Source organism: Rothia nasimurium (assembly GCF_042660305.1).
Taxonomy (GTDB): Bacteria; Actinomycetota; Actinomycetes; order Actinomycetales; family Micrococcaceae; genus Rothia; species Rothia nasimurium.
Genome location: NZ_JBHSTW010000003.1, coordinates 19,450 through 42,398 on the forward strand (window position 1 = coordinate 19,450; position 22,949 = coordinate 42,398).

The 22,949-nt window shown below is 61.6% G+C and carries 21 protein-coding genes and 1 riboswitch; of the genes, 12 read left to right on the plus strand and 9 right to left on the minus strand.

Annotated elements, in window-relative coordinates; all coding sequences use genetic code 11:
• Positions 1-13 precede the first annotated feature (13 nt).
• Together ACFP6B_RS01435 and ACFP6B_RS01440 are read right to left on the minus strand one after the other, a co-directional pair.
• Positions 14-223 (minus strand): hypothetical protein, encoded by a 210-nt coding sequence (locus ACFP6B_RS01435; protein WP_377125864.1) that lies wholly within the window; start codon positions 221-223, stop codon positions 14-16.
• Positions 224-457: 234 nt separating this feature from the next.
• Complete coding sequence (locus tag ACFP6B_RS01440) at positions 458-1,828, minus strand: amino acid permease (RefSeq protein ID WP_377126102.1); 1,371 nt, start codon at positions 1,826-1,828, stop codon at positions 458-460.
• Positions 1,829-2,073: 245 nt separating this feature from the next.
• On the opposite strand from ACFP6B_RS01440, the gene ACFP6B_RS01445 reads away from it, so the two are divergent.
• A complete protein-coding gene (locus ACFP6B_RS01445) occupies positions 2,074-4,005 on the plus strand; it encodes an NHL domain-containing thioredoxin family protein (RefSeq protein WP_377125867.1) in 1,932 nt (643 codons plus the stop codon).
• Positions 4,006-4,022: 17 nt separating this feature from the next.
• Here ACFP6B_RS01445 and ACFP6B_RS01450 read toward each other — a convergent pair whose 3' ends face one another.
• Entirely contained in the window at positions 4,023-5,003 is a 981-nt protein-coding gene (locus ACFP6B_RS01450) for a zinc ribbon domain-containing protein (RefSeq protein ID WP_377125870.1), read from the minus strand.
• Between the two features lie 64 nt (positions 5,004-5,067).
• Here ACFP6B_RS01450 and ACFP6B_RS01455 point away from each other — a divergent pair, with 64 nt between their 5' ends.
• A complete protein-coding gene (locus ACFP6B_RS01455) occupies positions 5,068-5,763 on the plus strand; it encodes a hypothetical protein (protein WP_237187188.1) in 696 nt (231 codons plus the stop codon).
• Positions 5,764-5,857: 94 nt separating this feature from the next.
• Here the strand turns inward: ACFP6B_RS01455 and ACFP6B_RS01460 are convergent, their stop codons facing one another.
• Positions 5,858-6,961, minus strand: a complete 1,104-nt coding sequence (locus tag ACFP6B_RS01460) for a MauE/DoxX family redox-associated membrane protein (protein WP_377125873.1) — start codon at positions 6,959-6,961, stop codon at positions 5,858-5,860.
• Between the two features lie 138 nt (positions 6,962-7,099).
• Between ACFP6B_RS01460 and dcd the strand changes: the two genes are divergently transcribed.
• Both dcd and ACFP6B_RS01470 read left to right on the plus strand, forming a co-directional pair.
• Positions 7,100-7,696: a dCTP deaminase gene (dcd, locus tag ACFP6B_RS01465; RefSeq protein WP_135011219.1), complete on the plus strand. Its 597-nt coding sequence runs from the start codon at positions 7,100-7,102 to the stop codon at positions 7,694-7,696.
• A 9-nt stretch (positions 7,697-7,705) separates the two neighbouring features.
• A complete protein-coding gene (locus tag ACFP6B_RS01470; RefSeq protein ID WP_377125876.1) occupies positions 7,706-8,908 on the plus strand; it encodes a hypothetical protein in 1,203 nt (400 codons plus the stop codon).
• A gap of 12 nt (positions 8,909-8,920) precedes the next feature.
• Here the strand turns inward: ACFP6B_RS01470 and ACFP6B_RS01475 are convergent, their stop codons facing one another.
• Together ACFP6B_RS01475 and ACFP6B_RS01480 are read right to left on the minus strand one after the other, a co-directional pair.
• Positions 8,921-10,228, minus strand: coding sequence for an MFS transporter (locus ACFP6B_RS01475; protein ID WP_377125879.1), 1,308 nt, complete (start codon positions 10,226-10,228; stop codon positions 8,921-8,923).
• 127 nt (positions 10,229-10,355) lie between these two features.
• The gene (locus ACFP6B_RS01480; protein WP_377125882.1) at positions 10,356-10,619 is read right to left on the minus strand and encodes a DUF4235 domain-containing protein; all 264 of its coding nucleotides are present in this window, start codon (positions 10,617-10,619) and stop codon (positions 10,356-10,358) included.
• Between the two features lie 178 nt (positions 10,620-10,797).
• Positions 10,798-10,902: riboswitch (TPP riboswitch) on the plus strand.
• A 55-nt stretch (positions 10,903-10,957) separates the two neighbouring features.
• Here ACFP6B_RS01480 and ACFP6B_RS01485 point away from each other — a divergent pair.
• The 4 genes from ACFP6B_RS01485 to ACFP6B_RS01500 all read left to right on the plus strand — a co-directional run bounded on the left by ACFP6B_RS01485 (position 10,958) and on the right by ACFP6B_RS01500 (position 15,106).
• Positions 10,958-11,575, plus strand: a complete 618-nt coding sequence (locus ACFP6B_RS01485; RefSeq protein WP_377125885.1) for an ECF transporter S component — start codon at positions 10,958-10,960, stop codon at positions 11,573-11,575.
• Between the two features lie 15 nt (positions 11,576-11,590).
• On the plus strand, positions 11,591-13,192 hold the full coding sequence (locus tag ACFP6B_RS01490) for an ABC transporter ATP-binding protein (RefSeq protein WP_377125888.1): 1,602 nt from the start codon (positions 11,591-11,593) through the stop codon (positions 13,190-13,192).
• Positions 13,182-13,982, plus strand: a complete 801-nt coding sequence (locus ACFP6B_RS01495; protein WP_237205706.1) for an energy-coupling factor transporter transmembrane component T family protein — start codon at positions 13,182-13,184, stop codon at positions 13,980-13,982. The genes ACFP6B_RS01490 and ACFP6B_RS01495 overlap by 11 nt, the downstream gene beginning before the upstream one ends.
• A 242-nt stretch (positions 13,983-14,224) precedes the next feature.
• Positions 14,225-15,106, plus strand: a complete 882-nt coding sequence (locus ACFP6B_RS01500; protein ID WP_377125891.1) for an aminotransferase class IV — start codon at positions 14,225-14,227, stop codon at positions 15,104-15,106.
• Positions 15,107-15,124: 18 nt separating this feature from the next.
• Here the strand turns inward: ACFP6B_RS01500 and ACFP6B_RS01505 are convergent, their stop codons facing one another.
• Both ACFP6B_RS01505 and ACFP6B_RS01510 read right to left on the minus strand, forming a co-directional pair.
• Positions 15,125-16,354, minus strand: coding sequence for a multidrug effflux MFS transporter (locus tag ACFP6B_RS01505; protein ID WP_377125894.1), 1,230 nt, complete (start codon positions 16,352-16,354; stop codon positions 15,125-15,127).
• A 112-nt stretch (positions 16,355-16,466) separates the two neighbouring features.
• A complete protein-coding gene (locus tag ACFP6B_RS01510; RefSeq protein ID WP_377125897.1) occupies positions 16,467-17,081 on the minus strand; it encodes a nucleoside/nucleotide kinase family protein in 615 nt (204 codons plus the stop codon).
• Positions 17,082-17,172: 91 nt separating this feature from the next.
• Between ACFP6B_RS01510 and ACFP6B_RS01515 the strand changes: the two genes are divergently transcribed.
• A complete protein-coding gene (locus ACFP6B_RS01515; RefSeq protein WP_377125900.1) occupies positions 17,173-19,824 on the plus strand; it encodes a DEAD/DEAH box helicase in 2,652 nt (883 codons plus the stop codon).
• Between the two features lie 170 nt (positions 19,825-19,994).
• Here ACFP6B_RS01515 and ACFP6B_RS01520 read toward each other — a convergent pair whose 3' ends face one another.
• Positions 19,995-20,468 (minus strand): low molecular weight protein-tyrosine-phosphatase, encoded by a 474-nt coding sequence (locus ACFP6B_RS01520; protein WP_377125903.1) that lies wholly within the window; start codon positions 20,466-20,468, stop codon positions 19,995-19,997.
• 302 nt (positions 20,469-20,770) lie between these two features.
• On the opposite strand from ACFP6B_RS01520, the gene ACFP6B_RS01525 reads away from it, so the two are divergent.
• From ACFP6B_RS01525 to ACFP6B_RS01535, 3 genes are all read left to right on the plus strand, one after another.
• The gene (locus ACFP6B_RS01525; protein WP_377125906.1) at positions 20,771-21,196 is read left to right on the plus strand and encodes a hypothetical protein; all 426 of its coding nucleotides are present in this window, start codon (positions 20,771-20,773) and stop codon (positions 21,194-21,196) included.
• Positions 21,196-22,056: a hypothetical protein gene (locus tag ACFP6B_RS01530; RefSeq protein ID WP_377125909.1), complete on the plus strand. Its 861-nt coding sequence runs from the start codon at positions 21,196-21,198 to the stop codon at positions 22,054-22,056. The genes ACFP6B_RS01525 and ACFP6B_RS01530 overlap by 1 nt, the downstream gene beginning before the upstream one ends.
• Positions 22,057-22,159: 103 nt before the next feature.
• The gene (locus ACFP6B_RS01535) at positions 22,160-22,837 is read left to right on the plus strand and encodes a hypothetical protein (RefSeq protein WP_237187165.1); all 678 of its coding nucleotides are present in this window, start codon (positions 22,160-22,162) and stop codon (positions 22,835-22,837) included.
• The last annotated feature ends 112 nt before the right edge of the window (positions 22,838-22,949 follow it).

Here is a 22,949-nt window from a genome sequence, read left to right on the forward strand (position 1 = left end):
CTGAGGTGCTGTGCTAGGAGGTGCGGCTCCAGGGCTGAACAGGAGGAGTGGGTTCCTGAACTTGGGTGGCGAAGCGGGTGCCGCCAACGGGCTGCTGGCTAGTTGCCTGAGGGACAGCAGGAATTGAGCCGCTGAGCGGGCTGACCTGCTCTAGTCGGGCGGAAATCTGAGAGATTTTCTCGAACAGGTTCGATGACGAGGGAGCTGCAGTGTGCTGGGTCATCAGAAGCCTCCAAACATCGTAAAGGTGGTTTCAGAAGGGTACTAAGCGGAGCTGGGAAGTCTCTGCCTGCCCCCGGGGTCTCTTTAATATAACCACCCCCAGACAGGCTTATTCTTTCTTTTACCTGGGAAAACCCTTGAAGAATGACCACTTGGGGGACAAGTTGCTGAGGGGGCTGCCCCTAGATCGGCCAGAAGCGGGGCTGCGTGGCCTTGATCTGTCCCCCAAACATCTTCAGCTATGTGATGAAACAGTCGTGCTATGACGGTGGGTGAAGGCTCCCATCATGGCCAGCACCGCCGCAACTGCGACCGATATCAATACCTCTACGCGGTGGGCTTCGGTGAAACCCATATAGATGAGCAGGGCTAGCAGGCCCACAATCAGTAGGTAATTAACAACGACAGTGCCCTGCCCCCCGTCTAACCTGCGGCTTCGCAAGTGGGAGACAGCTACAATCAGCCAGACAAAAATACCTACCCCACCGGTGGAATTAACCAGCAACGAGAAAACCTGTTCGGGCATGAAGTAATTGAGAGCTACCGACACCAGGCCGATGAGGGAAGAGAGCATAATAGCGTTGCGGGGAGCCCGAGACGTAGAAACCCGAGAGAAGGAGCGGGGGGCGTCCCCCTGCTCGGCCAACGCAAAGATCATACGTGAGGCCGCATAGAGACTAGCGTTCAAGCAGGACAGCAGGGCAGTGAGGACCACAATGTTCATCGCCAGCCCGGCATAGGGGATACCCAGGGCTTCGAACATGGTGACAAAGGGGGAAGAGCCAGCCGCCACCATGGTCCAGGGAATCACCAGCAGAGTCACCGCAATAGACCCCACATAGAAGAAAAGCACCCGGAAAATCACCGACCGCACCGCCTTAGCCACAGCAACCGCAGGGTTACTAGACTCACCGGCTGCCACCGTGGCAATCTCAGCCCCAAACATCGAAAAAATCACCGCCAACAGGGCGGTAAAAATCGCACCCACACCGTTAGCAAAGAAGCCGCCCCCCGCCGTGTAGTTAGAAAAGGACGCCGTCGAGTTGGGAATCAGCCCCAGCACAGCAAGCAGACCCACCACAATAATGACGGCGATCGCCCCAATCTTGATGGAGGAGAACCAGAACTCAGCCTCCCCGTAAGAGCGCACCGACAGCAGATTCAGGCCCATGAAAGCCAGCACCAGGACCAGGGCCACCAGCCACTGGGGTGCCACCGGCCACCAGCCACTGATGATAGTGGCAGCCGCAGTAGCCTCAATCGCTACCGTCACCGACCAGAACCACCAGTACAGCCAGCCCACCGAGAACCCAGCCCAGCGGCCAATATAGCGGCGGGCATAGACCGAAAAAGACCCTGTCTCAGGAGAACGGGCGGCCATTTCCCCCAGCATGCGCATGACCAGCACCAGCACAGTGCCCGCCAGCAGATAGGTCACAATAACGGCAGGGCCAGCCGTCACAATAGCGGTCGACGAAGCCACCAAAAGACCGGCACCAATCGCACCGCCCATAGCGATCATTGATAAATGTCGGGGCTGTAAAGTCCGGGCCAACTGAGAGTCAGCACTTGGCTGCTCCACCTCGCGTGTAAGCGTCACACACACCTTCTTGCCATACGGCGCACCCAAATATGCGCACCTACTTTAACCACCGGCGTCCGCAAAAATTTCCCGAACACATCCCGGCGGTAACTGCTGATAATCCTAACCGTTACGCAAGTGTTACGCACAGTTGAGTTCTATGACACCACCCCCTACACAGAACGCAACAAATGCCCCCGAACCCAGCAGCCCACTAGGCTGGTGAGTAACTAACCCTGCGCTCAAATGCGCACCACAGAAGGAGAACCATGGCAGAGAATGCAGCCGCACGCCAGACCAAAGTCCGCGCCTCAGAACTCGTCGGCCGAGGCTGGCTCAACACCGGCGACAAGCAGCTTTCCCTTGAAAGCCTGCGCGGAAAAATCGTTATCCTCGACTTCTGGACCTTCTGCTGCATGAACTGCCTGCACGTACTCGACGAACTGCGCCCCCTCGAAGAAGAATTCGCAGACGTCCTCGTTACCGTCGGCGTGCACTCACCCAAGTTCGAACACGAAGCCGACCCGGTGGCGCTCGCCGCCGCCGTCGACCGCTACGACATCACCCACCCCGTGCTCGACGACCCCAACCTGGACACCTGGAACGCTTACACCGCCCGTGCCTGGCCCACCCTGGTCGTCGTTGACCCCGAAGGCTACATCGTCGCCCACCTCTCCGGTGAGGGCCACGTTAAGGGCCTCACCTCCCTGGTGCGCGAACTCGTTGAAGAGCACGAAGCCAAGGGTACCCTGCACCGCGGCGACGGCCCCTACGTGCCCCGCCCCAAGCCCCAGGGCACCTTTGCCTTCCCCGGCAAGGCGCTGGCCCTACCCGAAGACCTGGCCGGCCGCACCGGCACCTACCTGGTCACCGACACCGCCCGCCACCGCCTAGTGCAGGTCGAGGGTGACCTTGAAACCCCCCTAGCCAGCTTCGGCGGCCCCGAGAAGGGCTACGCGGACGGCGACGCCACCACCGCCCGCTTCAACGAACCCCAGGGCCTGGCCCTGGTCCCTGCCGAACTGCGCGAGACCCTGGGTGCGGACGTCCTCATCGCCGACTCCGTCAACCACCGGGTACGCGGCCTTCGCCTAGCTGACGGAACCGTCACCACCCTGGCAGGCTCCGGCGCCCAGCGCCTGATTGACGGCGACACCGCTCGCACCGACCCCAACGTCATTGCAGAGGGCGCTGACCCCCTCACCGTCGCCCTGTCATCCCCCTGGGACCTGGTCTACTCCCGCGAGGCGTCCGCCTTCCTGATCGCCATGGCAGGCACCCACCAGATCTTCAGCTTCGACCCTGCCACAGGCCAGCTGGCTGTTTTCGCGGGTACCGGCGCTGAGGGGCTCAAGGACGGCGCGGCCGCCGACTCCTGGTTCGCCCAGTCCTCCGGCATTATCGAAGCCCGCGACGGCTCCATCTGGATTGCCGACTCCGAAACCTCCGCCCTGCGCCACATCACCTTTGACAAGGGCGCAGCGACCGTTAGCTCCGCCGTGGGCATCGGCCTCTTCGACTTCGGCTTTGTCGATGGCCCCCGCGAGGACGCCCGCATGCAGCACTGCCTGGGACTCACCGAACTGCCCGACGGCTCCATCGCCATCGCCGACACCTACAACGGCGCTATCCGCCGCTTCGACCCGGCCACCGGTGCCCTCGGCACCCTGGACCGCGGCTTCGCTGAGCCCTCCGACCTGCTGGTCGAAGAGACCGAGGACGGCGGCGCCCGCCTCATCGTCGTGGAAGCCAACGCCCACCAGCTGGTGCGCGTCGCTATTCCCGAGGCCATGCAGCACGTGGACGAAGGGGCCTCCCAGGTCACCCGTAAATCCACCCAGCTGACCGGTGGAACCCTGGACTTCACCGCCCGCTTCACCGCTCCCACCGGCCAGAAGCTCGATACCCGCTGGGGCGACCCCACCCAGCTTAAGATTTCATCCACCCCCGAGAACTTCATTCTCGAAGGTGCTGGAACCTCCCAGGGCCTGACCCGCCACCTGGTACTCAACCCCGAGATTACCGAAGCCGTCCTGCATATCACCGCTCGTGCCGCTGCCTGCGACGGTGAGCCCGGCGGGGAAATCCCCGACCACGCTGCCTGCCACCTCTACCAGCAGGACTGGGGCCTGCCCGTCATCGTCACCGGTGACGATGCAGACGAGGCCCACCTGGTGCTCGATTTGCGCGGGGTGAACTAGGCAAAAGTGACGTTTAGTCAGCGGGGGGTAAAGGTGAGAGTCTCCCCGCTGGCAGAGAGCGAACCAGCCAGGGTAAAAGGAACTGTCTCGGTGACCTGCTGGGTCTTGCCCGTATAGAGGTCAAGCTCGGTAAAGGAAATCTCTGCCTCACCGCTGCTCTTGCCCAGGGCCCACTTGCCCCCGGCCAAAGTCACCTCTGGCTGGGGGTACTTCGTGACAAGCCAGGTCACATCGCCGTTCACTCGACCTGAAAAGTCGTACTCAAAGGGACAGCCGGTGGGGTAGAGGGAGCTCTGCGCGGCACAGGTATCAAGATAGGTCTTAATCTGCTGCTGAACCGAGGTCACCGCAGTTTCAGAAGGGGTGAGGTCTACAGCAAGGGTGGACGGCTCACTACTGGGGGCCGTCACATCGACCGTCTGCGACCCAGCGGTATACAGTGCTGACTCATAGGTGACCGTATAAGAGCCGGGGTAGAGCACCGCAAACTCGCGGGAGCCACCCTCAACCGCCACCTTAGTGTTATTGAGGGTAGCTGCCTCTACCGAATTCGAGGTAATTTCCACGGTCGGCAGTTCACCGGCGTCAATCTGCCACTGGTCAAAGACTCCCCAGTGGGAGCCCACCTTATGCAGATAGAAGTCCGTGCTACCAGCCTGCCCATCGAGGGTATAGGTAACGGTCACGGTGGCCTGCTCCCCGCCGTCCGTCACGGTGACAGTTTCGGTCGAAAGATCTTTGAGACCGGTAACGGAGGCCTGCAGTGCATCCCCATCGAGCATAGCGGCGCTGGCATCGGGAACCTGGGCACCCAAGATACCCAGGGCTTTAGAACCGTCGCCCTCCCGCACCGCAGCGAAGTAGGCCCGCACCTGCCCCTGCGGCCCGTAGACCAGACGGTTAATGAGGGCTAAAGAAGCAAGAGCGATAAAAAGCGCGGCAAGGACGCCCAACAACCACCAGGCTAAAACACGGTCTACTGAAGATCTAAAATGCACCCTTTAAATGTAGCTCACACGCGCTTACGCCCCGTTTAGGCGGTACTGCCGATAGAGTAGAGCCATGGCAGAACACGCTCACCAGGTACCCGATAAGTACGGGGCCGTCACGAAGATCTTTCACCCCCGTATCAACTCCTACCACCGCCGCCTCATCGCGGGTGTGCCCGCGGGTGTGCTGGCTTTAGCCTGCATCTGGTTCATGGTGGCCAAGCGCCCCACCCCGGTCTTTATGGTGCTTCTGGGCCTGATTACCCTGGGTGCCCTCTTTGCTATCTACTCCACCCTGCGCCCTCAGATTGTGGTTAAGACCGAAACCCACGTGCTGAGCGGACGCCTGTTCGGATGGCAGGCTGCCGAGCTCAGCTCGATTTCTCAGACAGTCTTCGCTGAGCGTCTCACCCCCCGCCAGGCAGCGGGCAAGGAGCTAACCGGCATGGCAGCTTTGCGCTACAAGGGGGTGCCTGCCCTCTGGGCCGTGAACGCCAAGGGCAAGCGTGTTTTCCGCCTTGACGGGCGTATCTGGGACGCCAAAACCCTGCGCTCCATCGCCACCGCAATTGCCCCCCAGACCACCGTCTACCAGGTTATCAACGTGACCCAGATGAACAAGCAGCACCCCGGCCTGGTGACCTTCAACGAGCTGCACCCCGGCTGGAAGTCCACCACCGTGGGCGTCATCTCCCTGCTCTTCCTGCTGGCCCTGGCTGTTGCCGCCGTTCTACCCGAAGAGACCCTGCAGCAGTTCAATATTCTGTAGCCAGACGTTCACCGGCTAAAGAAAGGCCCGGGGTTCCCCTGATATCAGGGGAACCCCGGGCCTTGGCCTATCTGCTGGGAACAGGCCCTAGAAACTACTGGCGGTCATCCGCGACGATTTCGTAGTTTGAGGTGAGCTGGCTGTCGTCCGCATCAGCATCTGCCTCTACATGGTTCTCGTAGTCAGCGTTAATCTCAGCAATGATGTCTTCGACGAAGCTCATGACCCTGCCACCGCCGAAGACCGGCCCGCCTGCTAGAAGGCCGTCCGCACCGAGCGCGACAGCGCTGGGGGTGCCGTTGCCGAAAATGCGCTGGGTTTTAAAGCCGGGGTCAACAAAGGCCTGGATATCGCCGGTGAAACTGAAGCGGTCGATATCGGAGTCGTTTGATACGACCGGGTGAATGCCAAGCATGGGTAGCTGCTGCTGCCATTCGTCAATCTTGCCGATGACCTGGTGGCAGTGACCGCAACCGGGGGAGACGAAGAAAAGCACACGGGCCTGCTGCAGGGCCAGGTCACGCAGGCTGGTTTGTTCGCCTGAACCGGCAGGCAGGGAGCGGTCCTCGTGGGGGTAGTAGAGGGGTGCGAAGGGGACAGGGGTACGGACGTACTCGCCCTCCTCATCCACGGGCGATTCAAGGGCCGGTGCGGCCTTCTCTTCCTCGGCAGCAGGAACCAGCTCAGAGCGGTAAATCGCCCAGAGGGTCAGCGAGGCCAGGCCTGCACCAATCACCCAGAGCCAACCGTTGGCGTCGAGGGCCAGGAGCACGGTCAGGGCTGAACCGCCGGTGGTCAGGGCCCCGATGAGGGCGCCGCAGGCAGCCAACAGGAGGGCTGTGTTGCGAACCAGGGTGTAGACCGAGACGGGGGCGGTAGAAGCTGACCCGAAACAGTTACAGCTGGCGGTATTACCCTGGACCACAGCCCGTGCGATAACGGCCCAGTAACCAATAAAGAGCAGCAGGGCGGCTAGAGCCGCAAGAATCTGGATAATACCGGGGGCAAAGAAAAGGACGGCCGCCAGGGCCAGCTCTGCCCAGGGCAAGACCCTGGCAATCGGCTTAACCGGCAGCCACTGATCTAGCTTGAGATTGACGATAGCGGTAACCGTGCTGGAAGGCTCTTTAGCCTTGGCGTAACCGCTCACAGCCAGCGTCACAATAATGGTGAGCGTGCATAGCACTAGGGGAGTCATAGTCTGCTTTCGTGCGAGTGAAGGAAGATGTTTTTGCTTTTAAGACTACGTCTCTTTCCCCCAAAAGAGAGGGTGTACTGCGCCACGCTGTATATAGAGCATCAGCCCGGTGCTGTTGAAGTGCGGTATTTTTGAAGTGTGCTATTTTCTGATCAGGATATCCGCAAAGAAATTGATGCCGGGCGAATTGCCCTAGAGCCCTACGACCCGTCAATGATTCAGCCCGCCTCGGTTGACGTGCGCATTGACCGCTTTTTCAGGCTCTTCGACAATCACAAGTACCCCTACATCGACCCTTCCCAGGCCCAGGAAGACCTTACCCGCCTGGTAGAGGTGGCACCCGATGAGCCCTTCATCCTGCACCCTGGCGAATTCGTGCTGGGTGCAACCTACGAGAAGGTGACCCTGCCCGATAATATTGCTGCCCGACTTGAGGGCAAGTCCTCCCTGGGGCGTCTGGGCCTGCTCACCCACTCCACCGCCGGCTTTATCGACCCCGGCTTCTCGGGCCATGTGACCCTGGAGCTGTCGAATATGGCGACCCTGCCGATTATGCTCTGGCCGGGCTCTAAGGTCGGCCAGCTTTGCTTCTTCCAGCTCACCAGCGCAACCGAGCACCCCTACGGGTCAGGAGCCTACGGCAACCGCTACCAGGGCCAGCGCGGCCCCACCGCCTCGCGCAGCTACCTGAACTTCCATAAGACCCTCATCCCTACCGATACCCCGACCAGCTAAAGGAGCCCCATGCGCGGCCTGTTGCTTCACCCCGCAGACGTTCCGGTGCTGGTGGTCTTTGAGGACGCTTCAGACCGGCTCTGGGAGGACTCCCTGCGTGCCTGGGGGTCCCTAACCCCACAGATTATTGACCCCCTCACGGAGGCCCATGCGGAGGACATCCGCCTGGTCGTGCTGACCCGGCGGCCAGCTGCCGACGTGGTAGCTGCCTACCCCAAGGGCCTTGAAACTACCACTATTGATAGCTCTGACGAGGGGCTTGCAGCCGAGCGCCTTACGGTGCACGTCACCATGCACCTGCTCAAAGCCCATGCGGGGAACAAGCACCTCTTGCACGCCGCTGTATTAGGCGACGCAGAGAGCGGGCAAGCTGTGGGCCTGGTGGCAGCTTCTGGCACCGGTAAAACCACCGCAGCCAGCGCGCTGGGGGCCTCTTTTGCCTACCTCAGTGACGAGACGGCCGTGGTCAACGTCGATGACCTGAGCATCATGCCCTACCCCAAGCCCCTTTCGGTGATTGAAGAGGAAAATGCGCCAAAGGTTCAGTACGACCCCGCTCATCGGGGGCTCAAGGTGGCTGCTCCCGAGCAGAGCTACACTCTTTCACATTTGGTGATCCTTGACCGGGATAAGACCGGCCAAGCATCGGTAAGCTGGGAACGTCTGCCCCTAGACGAAGCCCTGTTTATGATTGTTTTGCAGTCGTCGGGGGTGCAGCAGATGCCGCAGGGGCTGGCAGAACTGGCGGGTCTCTTGAACCGCGTGGGCGGAGCTATCAAGCTCACCTACAGCGAGATTACTGAGACTCTGCCCTTCTTCCGTGATCTGCTGGCAGGGCAGCTGGACATTCCACAGCTCGCACCAGATTTTGAGTACCTGCGTGCCCCTGAACCTGTCACCGGTGGTAGCAGCGGCGAAAAGCTCTACCAGCGGGCTGCCGGTACCGAGGGCTTGGCTATCGGAGATAGCTTCTTGCTGACGACCTCAGGGCGGCTTTCGCGAGTTTCTATTATCGGCTGGGATATCTGGTCTTTCTTAGAGACACCCCAGCGGGCAGACACTATCTACGCGGCCATGGTTGAGCTCTACGGAGAGATTGCCCGCCTTGATTTCGACACAGTTCTGCGGGCCATGGTTGATGGGCAAATGCTGAAGGTAACCCGTCAGCCAGATAGCCCTGCGGAGACACCACGCCCCGATAACCGAACCTAGAGCGGCAGTAGCCTACCTGGCTGTGCTGACCTGAGGATCCTTAATAGGAATCATCAGAAGCAGACCGGCAAGGAGCACGATAACAATACCCACAATGCCCCAGATTTGGCTGCCCATGAGGGTAACGAAGAGGCCGAAGAGGGCGGGGGCCAGGAAGCTGGCTGCACGGCCGGTGGTGGAGTAGAGCCCGTAGATTTCACCTTCCTGGCCTTCCTCGACCAGGCGACCCAGATAGGATCGAGCCGCTGACTGGGCCGGGCCGACAAAGGCGCATAGGGCGAGGCCGCAGACCCAGAACATGGTGGTGGACGGCCAGACCAGCAGGGGGACGGCTACCGCGATGAGGGCTACCAGGGAGAAGATAATGACCCGCTTAGGGCCAAAGCGGTCATCGAAGAACCCGCCCAGTATGGCCCCGGCCCCCGCCACGATATTGCCGAAAATAGCGAAGATAATGACCTGGTTGGTGCTAAAGCCAAAAGATCCTGCCGCGAGCACGCCGCCGAAGGTAAAGATACCGTTGAGCCCGTCACGGAAGATGGCGGACGAGACCAGGAAGTAGAGGGTGGTGGGGGCCTGCCGGTAGAGCCTGACGACGGTGGCGATAAGCTGCTTGTAGGAGGCAAGGATTCCCACACGGGGAGCGTCCGGACGTACCGCCTGCGGCAGGGAGCGCACCTTAAGAATCAGGGGCAGAGAGAATATAAGAGCCCAGACCGCTGAGAAAAGGGCAACGGCGCGGATATTGAGGGCGCTGTCCTCTGTAATGCCCAGTAGGCCGGGGGAAATGAAGCCCACCAGTACGAGAAGCAGGGCTACGATACCGCCGAAGTAGCCGGCTGCCCAGCCGGTCCCGCTCATTTTGCCGATGGTATCGCGGGTGGAGATGGTAGGCAGAATGGCGTTGTAGTTAACCACCGCAAATTCGTTGACCAGGTTACCCAGAGCCAGCAGGGCTACACCCCAGAGCAGGTAGTCGGGGGAGGGAGCTACGAAGAAGCACAGGGCCATCAGGAGCACTAGGAGCAGGCTGTTGACGCTTAGCCAGAGGCCACGGCGGCCGGTGACATCTGCCCGCTGACCCGAGAGCGGGGCGAGGAGGGCGATACAGATACCGGCGATGGTCAGACCGGCAGAGAGTACGGCTGAGGTGTGCTTGGTAGTGCCAAAGCTGGAACTGGTCAGGTACACCGTGAAGACGAAGGTCGTCATGATGGCGTTGAAGCTGGCGTTGCCCACGTCCCAGAGGGTCCAGGCTAGGAAAGTGGAGCGGGAGGCCGAGGCAGTGGTGCCGGGGCTACCGGGCGTTGGTGTGGTCATGGCTATATGCTATCGGTCCGACCCCCGCTTTGGGCCCGTGAAACGGTTAAGTCAGGGTAAAAGTAAAGGCTGTTCCCCTTCAGTGAAGAAAGGAATCAGCCTTGGGCGAAGGTCTGTCAGCTAGGTTTTAGACCTCAGCCTGGGAGCCGGAGCTAGCCTTTGCCTCAATCTTGTGCTGGGCGCGGGTGATGCTGACCTTGATGATGGTGCCGACCAGGCCGGTAATCAAAGACCAGAGGATGATGTCGCGCCAGCGCTCGTCGTCATCGGGGTTGTTGGCGGGGGGTTCGTTGCCGGTAATCTTGGTCCAGGTCGCGCCCAGGACCTTGTTGGCCAGGGCAACGCCGCCGAGTGAGGCAGCGGTTCCTGCGATCTTGATGAGGGGGTTCATGAGGTTCCCTTTCGGTAGCTGATGGAGGCTCTACAGAGAGCTACTGGCACTAACACTATCAGTACTGTGTAAATGTGGGCAGCTGGCAGCGGCTTCTGTCATAAAAGTTTGTATCTTTTCTTTGCCCGGCTGACCTGCCTATACTACAAAGGCGTTCAGAAGGAACGTCCGCCCACGGCGGAAACAACAGGGGAGCGCCCACACGGGGCGCTGAGAGTGCACATGCAGACCCTCGAACCTGATCCGGTTAGTACCGGCGCTAGGGAGTCGAAAAGAACGGCTGGTTTTTTGCCTGCCGGTGCATGCCCCCTTTGCTGTACCACACCAAAGGAAGGCTTATGTCTAAGAAAGCTGCGCTGACATGGCGCGTTAACGATATTGTAGTAGCCTCTGTGCTGGCTGTTGCCTGCGCTGTGCTCTTCTGGGCCTGGAATAACGGCGGCTACAACATGGCCCAAACTGCCTTGGCCCTGGCCCCCGAGTACGCCTCGCTGGTGGGCGGCACCTGGCTGATTGCGGGCGTCCTTGGCGGCTATATCATCCGTAAGCCCGGCGCTGCCCTCTACACCGAGCTGCTGGCTGCGGTGATTTCTATGCTGCTGGGCAGTAGCTACTCTGTAGCGATCATTATCTCCGGCATTATCCAGGGTCTGGGTACCGAGCTGGTCTTCCTGCTCTTTGCCTACCGCGTCTGGAACCTGGGCACCGCCCTGCTAGCGGGTGCTTCTGCCGGTGCCTTTATGAGTATTTCTGAGCTCTTTATCTACTACGCGGGCGTCTTTGAAGGCTCCAAGGCTGTCACCTACGCGGTGTGCGGCGTTATCTCCGGCACCCTGCTGGCTGGTCTGGTATCGTGGCTTCTCACCCGCACCCTGGTAACAACCGGCGTGCTCGATTCTTTGGCCGCTGGCCGTGCCCGCCGTCGGGCTAGCACCTCACCCCGCTCCCAGGCCTAGAGCAGGGGCAGGCGCGTGCAGGTAGAGCAGGGGGCCCGCTTTGTGGCCCGTAATTTCGGCTGGCACCACCCTGGGCGGGGTACCCCTGCCTTTTCGGGGCTGAACTTTGAGATTGCCCCGGGGCAGAAGGTACTCCTGGTGGGCCCTTCTGGCGCGGGCAAATCGACTCTGTTGCACGCCATGGCGGGCCTGCTTGTTGATGAGGACGACCAAACCCAGCTAGGTGAGCTGACCGTCAACGGGCAGGCCCCCACCGAGGCCCGCGGGGTTTGCGGGCTCATGCAGCAGGACCCCGAAAGCTCGGTGGTGCTGGCGCGGGTGGGCGATGACGTGGCCTTTGGGCCCGAGAACCTGGGGGTGCCCCGCGAGGATATCTGGGACCGGGTGACCTGGGCCTTGGACGCCGTCGGTTTGGGCTCCCTGCCCCTTGACCGTTCCACCTCGGCTCTCTCTGGCGGGCAGAAGCAGAGGCTGGGGCTAGCCGGTATCTTGGCTATGCACCCCGGTGCCCTGCTCCTGGACGAACCCACCGCCAACCTCGACCCGGCGGGCGTGCTTGAGGTGCGCGACGCCGTCCTGGCCGCCGCTGCCGCTTCGGGAGCTACCCTGGTGGTTATTGAACACCGGGTTGGTATTTGGGCAGAGCATGTTGACCGGGTGCTGGTGCTCGATGCTCAGGGGGGAATCAGTTTCGATGGCCCGCCGGCGCAGGTGCTGGAACAGGCCCGCGACCAGCTCATTGCCGGTGGGGTGTGGGTGCCCGGCTATGTGCCCCACCCGCCCCGGGCAGGGCAGGTGGGGGCGGACGTCCGCCCCGGGCAGGGTACGGACGAGCCCTCCCCGCTACTTGAGGCCCGCGAGGTGAGCCTGACCCGGCAGCTACCTACCCGCCGCCAGCGTAAGGAGCGCTCCCGCGCTATCGCCGCGGGGCAGGTGCCTACCCTCGATCTGCCCACCCTGGCTAGTGGAATCAATCTGACCCTTTCTTCCGGGGAGCACCTGGCTCTGCTGGGGCCCAACGGTGCCGGGAAATCGACCCTGGCGCTGACCCTTGCCGGGCTAATCTACCCGGCTGCTGGGCAGGTCTACGCCCATGAGGCACTCACCGCGGGTCTACCCGCCCGGCACCGTAGCTCCGACCCCGCTAGCTGGCCCGCTGCCGAGCTGGCCGACCGCATCGGTCTGGTATTCCAGGAGCCGGAGCAACAGTTCCTTGCCCCCACCGTGCGCGCAGAACTAGAGTTTGGCCCCCGGCACCTGGCCCGTGTGCGCAAGGAGAAGATTGATGAAGACTGGCTGGCTGCCCGCACCGATGAGCTCCTTGCCCGCCTGCGCCTTACCGACCTGGCCGATGCTAACCCCTTCACCCTCTCGGGCGGTGAAAAACGGCGGTTATCGGTAGCCACAGCCCTGGCTACCGAACCGGCTGTCCTGGTGCTTGATGAACCTACCTTCGGGCAGGACGCCACCACCTGGGCCGAGCTCGTCACCCTCATTAAAGAACTGCTCGACCGGGGGCTTGCCGTTATATCGGTAACCCACGATACAGACTATGTAGCGGCCCTCGGCGGTACGCGCCTGACCCTGCAGAAAGCGGAACCCACCCATGGCTCTTGACCTTTTCGCGCTAGGCCCTGCCCACCGTAGCCGCGCCGGAAAGCTCAACGCGGGCACCAAACTGCTGGCTACCTTCCTGCTATCGATAGGGCTGCTGCTCATCAAAGACTGGGGCACAGCCCTGGTGGTCTTTGCTCTTGAACTGGCCCTGCTCAAAGCCTGGGGCGTGCAGCCGTTCGCCCTGTTGGCCCGTTTCTGGCCCCTGCTGATTGGCACCCTGCTCACCGGCTGGTCCACCTCGCTGATCGCCGATAAAACGGGGGAGACGGTGCTCCAGGTGGGGTTTATCTGGATTACCACCGACTCCCTTGCCATGGGTATCTCCCTGATGATTCGTGGCCTGGCCCTGATTCTGCCCAGCCTCTTGCTTATCACCACCACTGACCCCACCCACCTGGGCGACTCCCTGGCACAGACGGCTAAACTGCCGGCCCGCTTCGTCCTGGCAGCCCTGGCCGCCCTACGCCTGCTGGGGCTCATGTTCAGCGAATGGCACACCCTGGGGCAGGCACGGCGGGCGCGGGGACTGGGGGCAAGCGACTCCCTGCTCCGCCGCGTCCGTACCCTGGCCGGGCAGACCTTTGCCCTGCTGGTGCAAGCTATCCGGCGCGGCACCCGCCTGGCTGTCACCATGGAAGCTCGTGGTTTCGGTGCCGGGCCCCGCACCTGGGCCCGCGTTCCCGTCTACAGCAGGGATGATTCGATCTTCCTGCTGTGCTGTCTGGGAACGCTCATCATCGGCTACGTGACATCGGGCCTTGCTGGCACCCTCACCTGGGTGTGGCAGTAAAAATATGACCTAAAAAGTCCAAAAATCTTTGAGAAAGCCCCACCGACCGCGTTAGAGTGAAAGCGTGTACCCGGTCACCAGACCCCACGCCTGGTAGTACTGGGAAAGAGTTCGAGCTCCCGACCAGAGGGCTCGAAGAACGCTCGCGCCGCACGCGGTGCTCGCATCAGGTGCTCCCGCCCCGCAGCCCTTAACGCCAGGTTGCCGCGGGAGCATCAGCGTTAAGGGTTAGGCTTGGAAGTATGACTACAACCGTTGTGATGCTAACTGAAGCCAACCCCGCCGGTGAGCTGGTTGACGCCACCGCCCCCCTCATCAACATCGAAGACCAGGGGCTGACCCGCGGCGACGGCGTCTTTGAAACCATGCTGGCCGCTAACCGCCGCGTCCGTAAATTTGAAGCCCACCTGACCCGTCTGGCCGGTTCCGCCCGCCTGCTCGACCTGCCCCTGCCCGCTGAAGACAACCTGCGGGCTGCCGTGCAGCTGGCCGTCGATGCCGCTGCCCAGGGGCCCCAGACCGTGCTGGGTGAAGAGCACACCGTCAAAATCATCATTTCCCGCGGTACCGTTGAAACCGGCCCCCACGCCTGGGTGACCGTGGCCCCGTCCTCACCCACGATTCTGCGTCAGCGCGAGCAGGGGGTGCGGGCTATGCTCCTGCCGCGCGGCCACGACCCCGCCGAAGACTCCGCCTACCCCTGGCTCCTGGCCGGAGCCAAGACCCTCTCCTACGCCATCAATATGTCAGTACTGCGCTACGTGGGCAAACACGGTGCGGACGACGCCATCTGGGTGACCGACGACCGCCGCATTCTTGAGGGGGCAACCTCCTCGGTCATCGTTGCCAAAATCGAGGGGCAGAAGAAGGTGCTCTACACCCCCGAACCGGCCCACGGTATTCTGCCCGGTACCACCCAGGGTGCTATCTTTGCGGGCGCTCGCGCAGCCGGGTGGGAGCTCGGCTACGGGCCCCTCTACCCCCAGGACCTGCTGGAGGCGGATGCCGTGTGGCTGGCGTCCTCGGTGCGCCTGCTGGCACCGGTTACCCACCTCAACGGCACTCCCGTGGCCACCGATAAGGAACTGACCGAAGAACTGCTGGGCTACCTGGCGCGCGGTTAACGGTGGGGTAGATACTCGCTAGGGTTTGGGTCGGTCAATCGCGTAGTCGCTCTCGGCCCGCGGCGTAGTGGCCAGGCTCAGAGCGCTGAGGGCCGCAAACCCCACCATCGCGCAGGCCATGGGCAGGTAGGCGCTGCTGCCGCCCAGGGCAACCAGGGGTGAGGCTAGGCCACCCATCAGAGCCTGTACAGTGCCGAGCAGGGCGCTCGCGGAGCCCGCAATGTGGCGGGCTTCGCCGAGGGCCAGGGCTGAGGCGTTACCAAAGACCATGCCGACTGAGGCTGTGAAGGCAAATAGCAGAACCATGGTGGGAACAAGCGAAGGGGTGCCCATCAGGAAGTAACCCAGCAGGAGCAGGCTGACGGTCAGCAGGGAGCTGGTGCCAACGACGAGGAGCTTGCGCAAGGCAACTTTGCCTACCAGGGCGGTCATCACGGTGGAAGCAAGGACGATGGCCAGGGAGTTCAGGCCAAAGACGTAGGTGAAGTGGGTTTCGCTCAGACCCATGACGTTTTGCAGCAGGTAGGGCGAGCCGGAGATATAGCTAAAGAGGGCACCGAAGGCCAGCACCATGGTCAGCATGAACCCCCGGTAGCGGCGGATTCGGGCCACCTCGATAATGCCGGCATAGGCTGAGAGCAGGGAGCCGGTGCGGCGCTTGTCTGCCGGTAGGGACTCCTTGATGAAAAAGAGAACCAGCACCAGGGAAATAGCGATAATGACGCTAATGACCTTGAAAATATCGCGCCAGGTACCGTGAGCCAGCACGAAGCCGCCGATGAGCGGGGCGGCGACCGGGGCGATACCGTTGATCATCATCATGATGCCCATCAGGCGGGCGGTCTGCAGACCGCTGGTGGAATCGGCCACGATAGCGCGGGCTAGCACCATGCCGATGGAGCCGGTAAAGCCCATCACGAAACGGGCCGCAATAAACAGCTCAATGGTAGGCGCAAAGACGCAGACCAGGGCCGAGAGGGCACAGAGGGTTACCCCGATGAGCAGGGGCAGACGGCGCCCGGTCTTATCAGAAAGCGGCCCCACGATAAACTGCCCGGTGCCCATGCCCACCATGAAGGCGGTCAGGGTGAGCTGGGCGTAAGCGGTGGTGGTCCCTAGATCAACCGCGATAGCCGGGAGTGCTGCCAGATACATATCAATGGCGAGCGGGCCCACGGCGGTGAGTGACGCCAGGGTAATAATTGCAATCGGTGGCAGGCCCCGATTAGGTGTGGTGGCTGAGCTCATCGGCGGTGGGTCTTCCTCTTAGGGGCGGTTTTCAACCCGTCCATTCTACGCCTGCCGGTTTCTTATTTGATAGGGAAACTAATGTGATGTTGCAGAAATGAAAAAATATGACCTACCGCTGAACATAGCGGACGCCCGCCCCCGCATAGGCGCTCGCGTAGGCTGCCAGCAGGTCGGCTTCTTGTTCTGCCCACATGTCCCAGTAGGGGCGGTAGGTTTCTCCGTCCCGGGCTAGGGCCCGCTGCCTGCGGCACGCGGTATCAAGCTCCACGAAAACACCCACATCGTGGGTACCGGTCAGGGCCCCTACCCCCTCAGCGATGAGCACGCCGCCCGCCGCCTGCTGGGCAGCGGTAAAGGGGTGCGGGCCGGTTGCCTGAGAGCTACCCCAATCCCAGCCAAACCAGTGCGGGGTAGTCTCGGGGGAGCTGGCGCGTCCGTCCGCCACGGCCTCGGCAAGCTGCTGCCATACCAGGGCAGCTTGGGCCAGCCCGCTCCAGCCCTGATAGAGGTCTTCTAGATGAAAGACCTCGGCCGCGATACCTCGCTTGCTCAACCAGGTAGCCAGCTCAGCAGCCAGGGTGGTTTTACCCGACCCGCTGCGTCCGTCAATCGCCACCAGTAGCGGCCGCTCACCCCGCACCTGCTGGTGGGCCTGTGCCACCACCTCACCGAGCGAATCTAGCCCCGTTAGCTCAAGCACCCCGGCCTCCTTCGCCTTTGCCATAACTACTGCCCTCAGGCTACCGCACCGGGGCGACCTGCTAGGCCATAATGAGAAACAAGCCAACAGGCTCCACCGACAACCAGGGGAACACATGAGCACCGAAGAAGCCCAGGGCACAGCCCTGCTCCACGCCAGCCAGCGCAGCCAAGCCACCCTCGCGGCCTTATCCGCCCCCACCGCCCTGCGCTTCAACCTGCCCGAGGGCTACGCCGGCTCCCTCTACCGCTTCGCCCCGTTGGCGCCCGCTTCTATCGAGAACCTTTCCACCTGGCTCACCCAGCAGTTCTGGCGCAACCAAAACCCCGCCCTGCACGATGACCTGCGCACCCTTGCCGCAGCGGGCGACAACCTTCCCGCCCTTCTGGCAGACATCCAGGCCGGGAGCGGCGGCCTGCTGGGCCGACTCTTTGGCGGCCAAAAGCGCCGCGCCGCAGAAGCTGCCAGTGCAGCCCTTGCTGAGCGGCTGGCGTCCGCCTCCGGTGCTCTTACCCGCCTCACCCCGCTCTTTGCCCAGGCAGACCAGCTCACCACCCTTACCCCCGATGCGGCCTTCGCCGCCAACACCTTAGGTATTAAGGACGCCGCCGCCCCGGCCCTTGCCCGCTATGCCGGGGAAAACTGGGCCGCCCCGCACTGGGAAGAAGTCAGCACCGCAGACCACGCCGCCTTCCTGTCGGTATGGGGAGCCCTCAACACCCCCGAACGTGCCCAGCTGCTCACCGGTATGAGCGGTGACATGCAGGCCCTCAAAGCAGAACGGGCCACCCTCACCCTCAAGAACGTTCCCGTCGAAAAACTGCGTGATCTGACCAGCGGCACCGTCCGCACCGCGCCCCTGGTAGACGCTGGCTTAGCTACCGTCGCCGACGTCCTCGCCCAGGGCAGCGCCGCAGCCCTCACCCGCATACCCGGTATTGGTGAAACCACCGCCAACCAGATTTACGCCGCTGCCACCCGCCTACTCGACGAAGCAGCGGGTCAAGAAAAAGAGAACCTGGGTGAAACTCGCACCCCCGCCGCCGAACGAATCCTCATCGGCCTTGACCGCCTGCGTACCATCGACGCCGCTCTGAACGACTCCGACCTCTTCGACCGCCTGGCCTCCTACGCGCCCCTGCTCACCCAGCCGACCCCGGCGTCCGGCCCCCTCTTTGTGGCCGTCGGCGACGACCTGACCGACCTCAACCAGCTCCGCACCGACCTTGCCCGTTGCCGGGACCTCGCTCCGCTCACCGTCCCCGCAGCCACCTGGCTCACCGCCGATGCCGCCTGGGCCGGCTACCTCGCCGACCCCGCCACCCACCAGGCCCTGCTCGCCCACTACCTGGGCAAAGAAACCCTCGGCGACGCCTACCTACCGGCTGAAATCTTCGAGAGGATCCGCAAATACCCCCTCAACCTCACCGGCCTCTCCGCCACCCTGCGCGGCTACCAAACCTACGGCGCCAAATTCATGCTCGCCCAGAAAAAAGTAATCCTCGGCGACGAAATGGGCCTGGGCAAAACTATGCAAACCCTCGCCGCCCTCACCCACCTCACCAACACCGGCAAAACCCACTTCATCGTCGTCTGCCCGGCCTCCCTGGTCATCAACTGGCAGCGCGAAACCGAAAAATTCACCACAATCCCCACCCACCTAGCCCACGGGGACGCCCGCGACGCCGCCCTCACCGTCTGGAAAGCCGACGGCGGCCTACTCATCACCACCTACGACGGAGCCCGCCTCTACGCCGACGCCACCTGGCGCGCCGACGCCGTCATCGCCGACGAAGCCCACCTCATCAAAAACAAGAGCGCCCAACGCTCCCAAAAAGTCGCCGACCTCGTGAGAGCCGCCGACTACGCCGTCCTACTCTCCGGCACCCCCATGGAAAACCGCGTCTCAGAATTCGTCACCCTCGTCGACTACCTACAACCCGACCTCGTCGCCGGCGGCGGGGCCGAAAACCTACTCGCCAGCGAATTCCGCGCCCGCATAGCCCCCGCCTACCTACGCCGCAACCAAAAAGACGTACTCTCCGAACTACCCGACATGACCGAACACCGCGACTGGCTCGAACTCACCCCAGCAGACGCAGACGCCTACCGGGCCGCCGTCGCCGAAGGCAACTTCGCCCTCATGCGCCGCGCCGCCTGGGCCGCAGACGACTCCGCCAAACTCACCCGCCTACTCGAAATCGTCGAAGAAGCCACCAACGCAGGCCGCCAAGTCCTCGTCTTCTCCTTCTTCCTCTCCGTCCTCACCCGCCTCGAAACCGCCCTCGGTACCAAAACCATCGGAACCATCACCGGCGCCATGCCCCCAGTCGAACGCCAAGCCGCCGTCGACAGGCTCAAAGATGCCGCCCCCGGCTCCGTCCTACTCGCCCAAATCACCGCAGCAGGCGCCGGACTTAACATCCAATCAGCCTCCGTCGTCATCCTCGCCGAACCCCAGTTCAAACCCACTATCGAAGCCCAAGCCATCGCCCGCGCCCACCGTATGGGCCAAACCCATGCCGTCGATGTCTACCGCCTCCTCGGCGCCAACACCGTCGACGAACGCATGATCGAACTCCTCGGCCTCAAATCCCAACTCTTCGACGAATACGCCCGCCTCTCCGCCTCCAAAGACGGCGCCGCCGAAGCCGTCGACATCTCCGACTCCAAGATGGCCGCCCAAATCATCGCGGACGAACGCGCCCGCCTCGGCCTGGACGCCGCCGCACCCGTGGCTGATAGTGAGGGGACGGCTGAGGGCTAGGGAACAGGAGGAAAGCGCACAGGGTTCGCGCTCGCTGGGCGGACGCGGCCAGGGCGCCCCTTGCGCTGACAACCGCTCTCGTTCGTCGCCCGGGGGCTCCTCACGATTCACCGCCAGCCCCGATCCACGTCAGCTCTCAGGGGCGCCCCTGCCCGCTTACCCGGCCCAGGCTAACTGCTGTGGGTCTGGATCTGCTCGATGACTCCGGGCACGGCGTCCCGAATCATCTGGAAGGTCTCGTAGAAGTCGCTCATATCGCCGTACCAGGGGTCGTAGATGCCCAGCCGGTCAAGGGGCTGGTCTGCGACAGCCGGGTCGAACTCGCGCATGAGCCTAACCTTGGCCGCTGCCTCGTCGTTAGGGGCCATACGCTTAAGCGCCCGGTAATGGTTGGTGTCCATGGCTAGAAGCAGGTCGTAGCGGTCAAAATCGGCCCGGGTGAACTGCTGGGCTCGGTGGGAGCCGGTATTGATGTTGAGCTCATCGAGCACCTTCTTGGCTCGACGATCGATGGGATTGCCCTCTTCCTCATTGGAAATGCCGCTGGAGGCGACCTCTACAGCGAGCCCGGCTTGGGCGGCAGCCTGCTTGATGAGGTACTCGCCCATGGGGGAGCGGCAGATATTTCCGGTGCATACAGTCATGATTCGATACATGCTCACTATGTTCCCATGAAGCTTTCGGGAAAGGTGGGCGGGCAGAGAAGCTGAATAAAAAGTGGTAAAAAGTTCGCTCTAAGGCGGAAAAATAAGGGCAACCTGTGTATAGTCTTACAGGTACACACACTTGATGGTGGCTCTTAGGCAAGAAGGTTTGCCCGGTTCATACAGCAGTGAACTGAGAAGAGTAGCACCAGACACTCAGTTTCTTGAGTTCTTTCGAGATGACAAAAGCCCCGCAGGCCACACACCTGCGGGGCTTTTGCGTACTGCCTACAATGGGTGACATGAGTACCAGCACAACAGTCAACGACGACCGCCCTGAGGAACAGACCCCTAAACCTCGCCGCAGCGGGGGTAACCGCCTAGCTCTTGCCGCTCTACCGCTCATTTTCATTCTTGCGCCCTGGATTCTAGCGCTGACTGCGCCTGAGCAAGCGGTGATTACTTCGATTTTGGTCGGCACCCCACTCGTCCTTGCGATTCTTGCTGCCTACGATGCGGCAACCTACCGACCTAATCTCACTTTCTGCCTGTTGGTCGCAGCCTGTATGTGGCTGGCTTCCAGGCTTTTTTATCCGGACGGAGCGGGCTGGTACGTTTGGGCGGTAGTCATCATCTATATCGTGTCTGTCAGCCCCTGGCACAAAAAATTTGCGGACGAGTGGGGCACAAGTTCCGAGGGTAAAGAAGGCTCTGGAGGGGAAGAGTAATGCTTCGCTGGGAACTGCACCACCCTGTGGTAGGGCACCTGCTTCTGGAGCGTGGATCTGATGCCGAATTCATCGAGATCGACCCGGACTGGCCTATCAAAAAACCAGACGAGAAGTCACTGCACGCCTTTAACGAGTCTCCGGTAGGGGCAAAGATCCGTGAACGTATCGCCGAACGTATCGACCGGCCTAAGCAACGGGTGAGGGTGCTCGTTGACGGTGAAGTAGTGGGCCGGTATGACCATACTCCTACCAGCATTGCACTCAAGAAGAACCTTCTAGACGGAAAGTTCTCCCGGGCTAAGACCGCTGTTCCCACAGACCCCCAGCTTAAACTCACCACAAACTTTCTGGATGAGCTGCTGGTCGTGGCCTATAAACATGGGACAGCTAAGGAATATGTCGAGCTCGACGTGCCAGCCGGTAGCCGGTCAGAAGCCTACCGTGAGGCGCTTGAAAGAAGCCCCTCTCGACGGTTTGTGTTGCCCTTGCTGTTCGGTTTGGGCCGCTCTGCCTGGTTTCTCGCCATGCTGGTGCTTATGCCTGTGCTGGGTAGGGTAGTGCAGTGGCTAGTCGAACGTCTTCCCGATATAAATGCGCCCCAGATAGCCCTGCCTGTTCCAGAATTTACTCTTTCCCTGCCTGCCCCACCCCAGATAAGTCTGCCCGTTCCTTCCTGGCGCGTCCCCTGGCCTACTATTACTCCACCGGACTGGCTTATTTTTCTTATGGAATACTCCAAAGCCTGGGTTCCTCTCGTCATCGGAATAGTCGCTGCAATTCTGGCTGTACGTAATGGGAAAAAATCTAAGCGCAGGAGGGCCGAGCTCGAAACTGACGGCAAAGAAGTCCAGAGATAGTACAGGGAAAACGCAAACACCGCGCGAAATATAATCAAGCTGACCATTTTCGCCTGTAAAGTTAGCTAAGACACACACTATCTGTATGAAGGATGAGATTGCCATGACTCAGCAGCCTACAAACCCTGAGCCCAACCTCCCTGGTGCAGGTCAGGCGGCGTCCGCCCAGGGGGTCCCACAGCCTGCGCCCGGCACCCAGGCACCCGATACTCTTATCGGCGGCCCTATGCCCCAGCCTCCCGCTGACCCGAAAAAGAGAAATATGGGTCTGCTCATCGGCGGCCTGATGGCTATCGGTATTGCCATAGCTATTCTGGCTGGAATCTTCCTGACTGGCGCGTTTGGTGGGGCGAGTAAGGTCTCCAGCTACGACAAGTTTAAGGAAGGGATGCAGGAAGCCACAGCAGGCTCTGCCGCCTCTGTCTGTGCTGATAGCGGTGACACCATCTTGGAGTCAGCTCTTGAAGAGACTAAGCAACAGGGGGCTACCGATCTGGGTGTTGCCCCTGAAGATGTCAATATTTATATTTGCTCCCCGGCCGACTTGAGCAGCTTTGAAGGCATGATGGCTATTGACGATTCTTCGCCCCTCATTATGGGGTTCTATGTAAACGGTGCTTCAGTTGATGAGAATCAGGTTGCCGAATTTTCTCAGTCTGACTTTGAAGGCGGCTGGGTTACCTATGGAGAGAACTGGATGGCTGTAGGTATGAACGCTGAAGAGAGCCTTAAGGCCAGCCTGCTCGATACCTTCAACGGTAAGGAAGCTGAGCTCAACTAAGACGTAGAGTCTCCGAAGTATCAGACCTGTCGGTACCCCCCCCTGTTGTGGGGGTGCCGACTTTTTTGTGTCCACTTTCAGTGTTTTAAAAGGCGCGGACGCCGCCACCCGC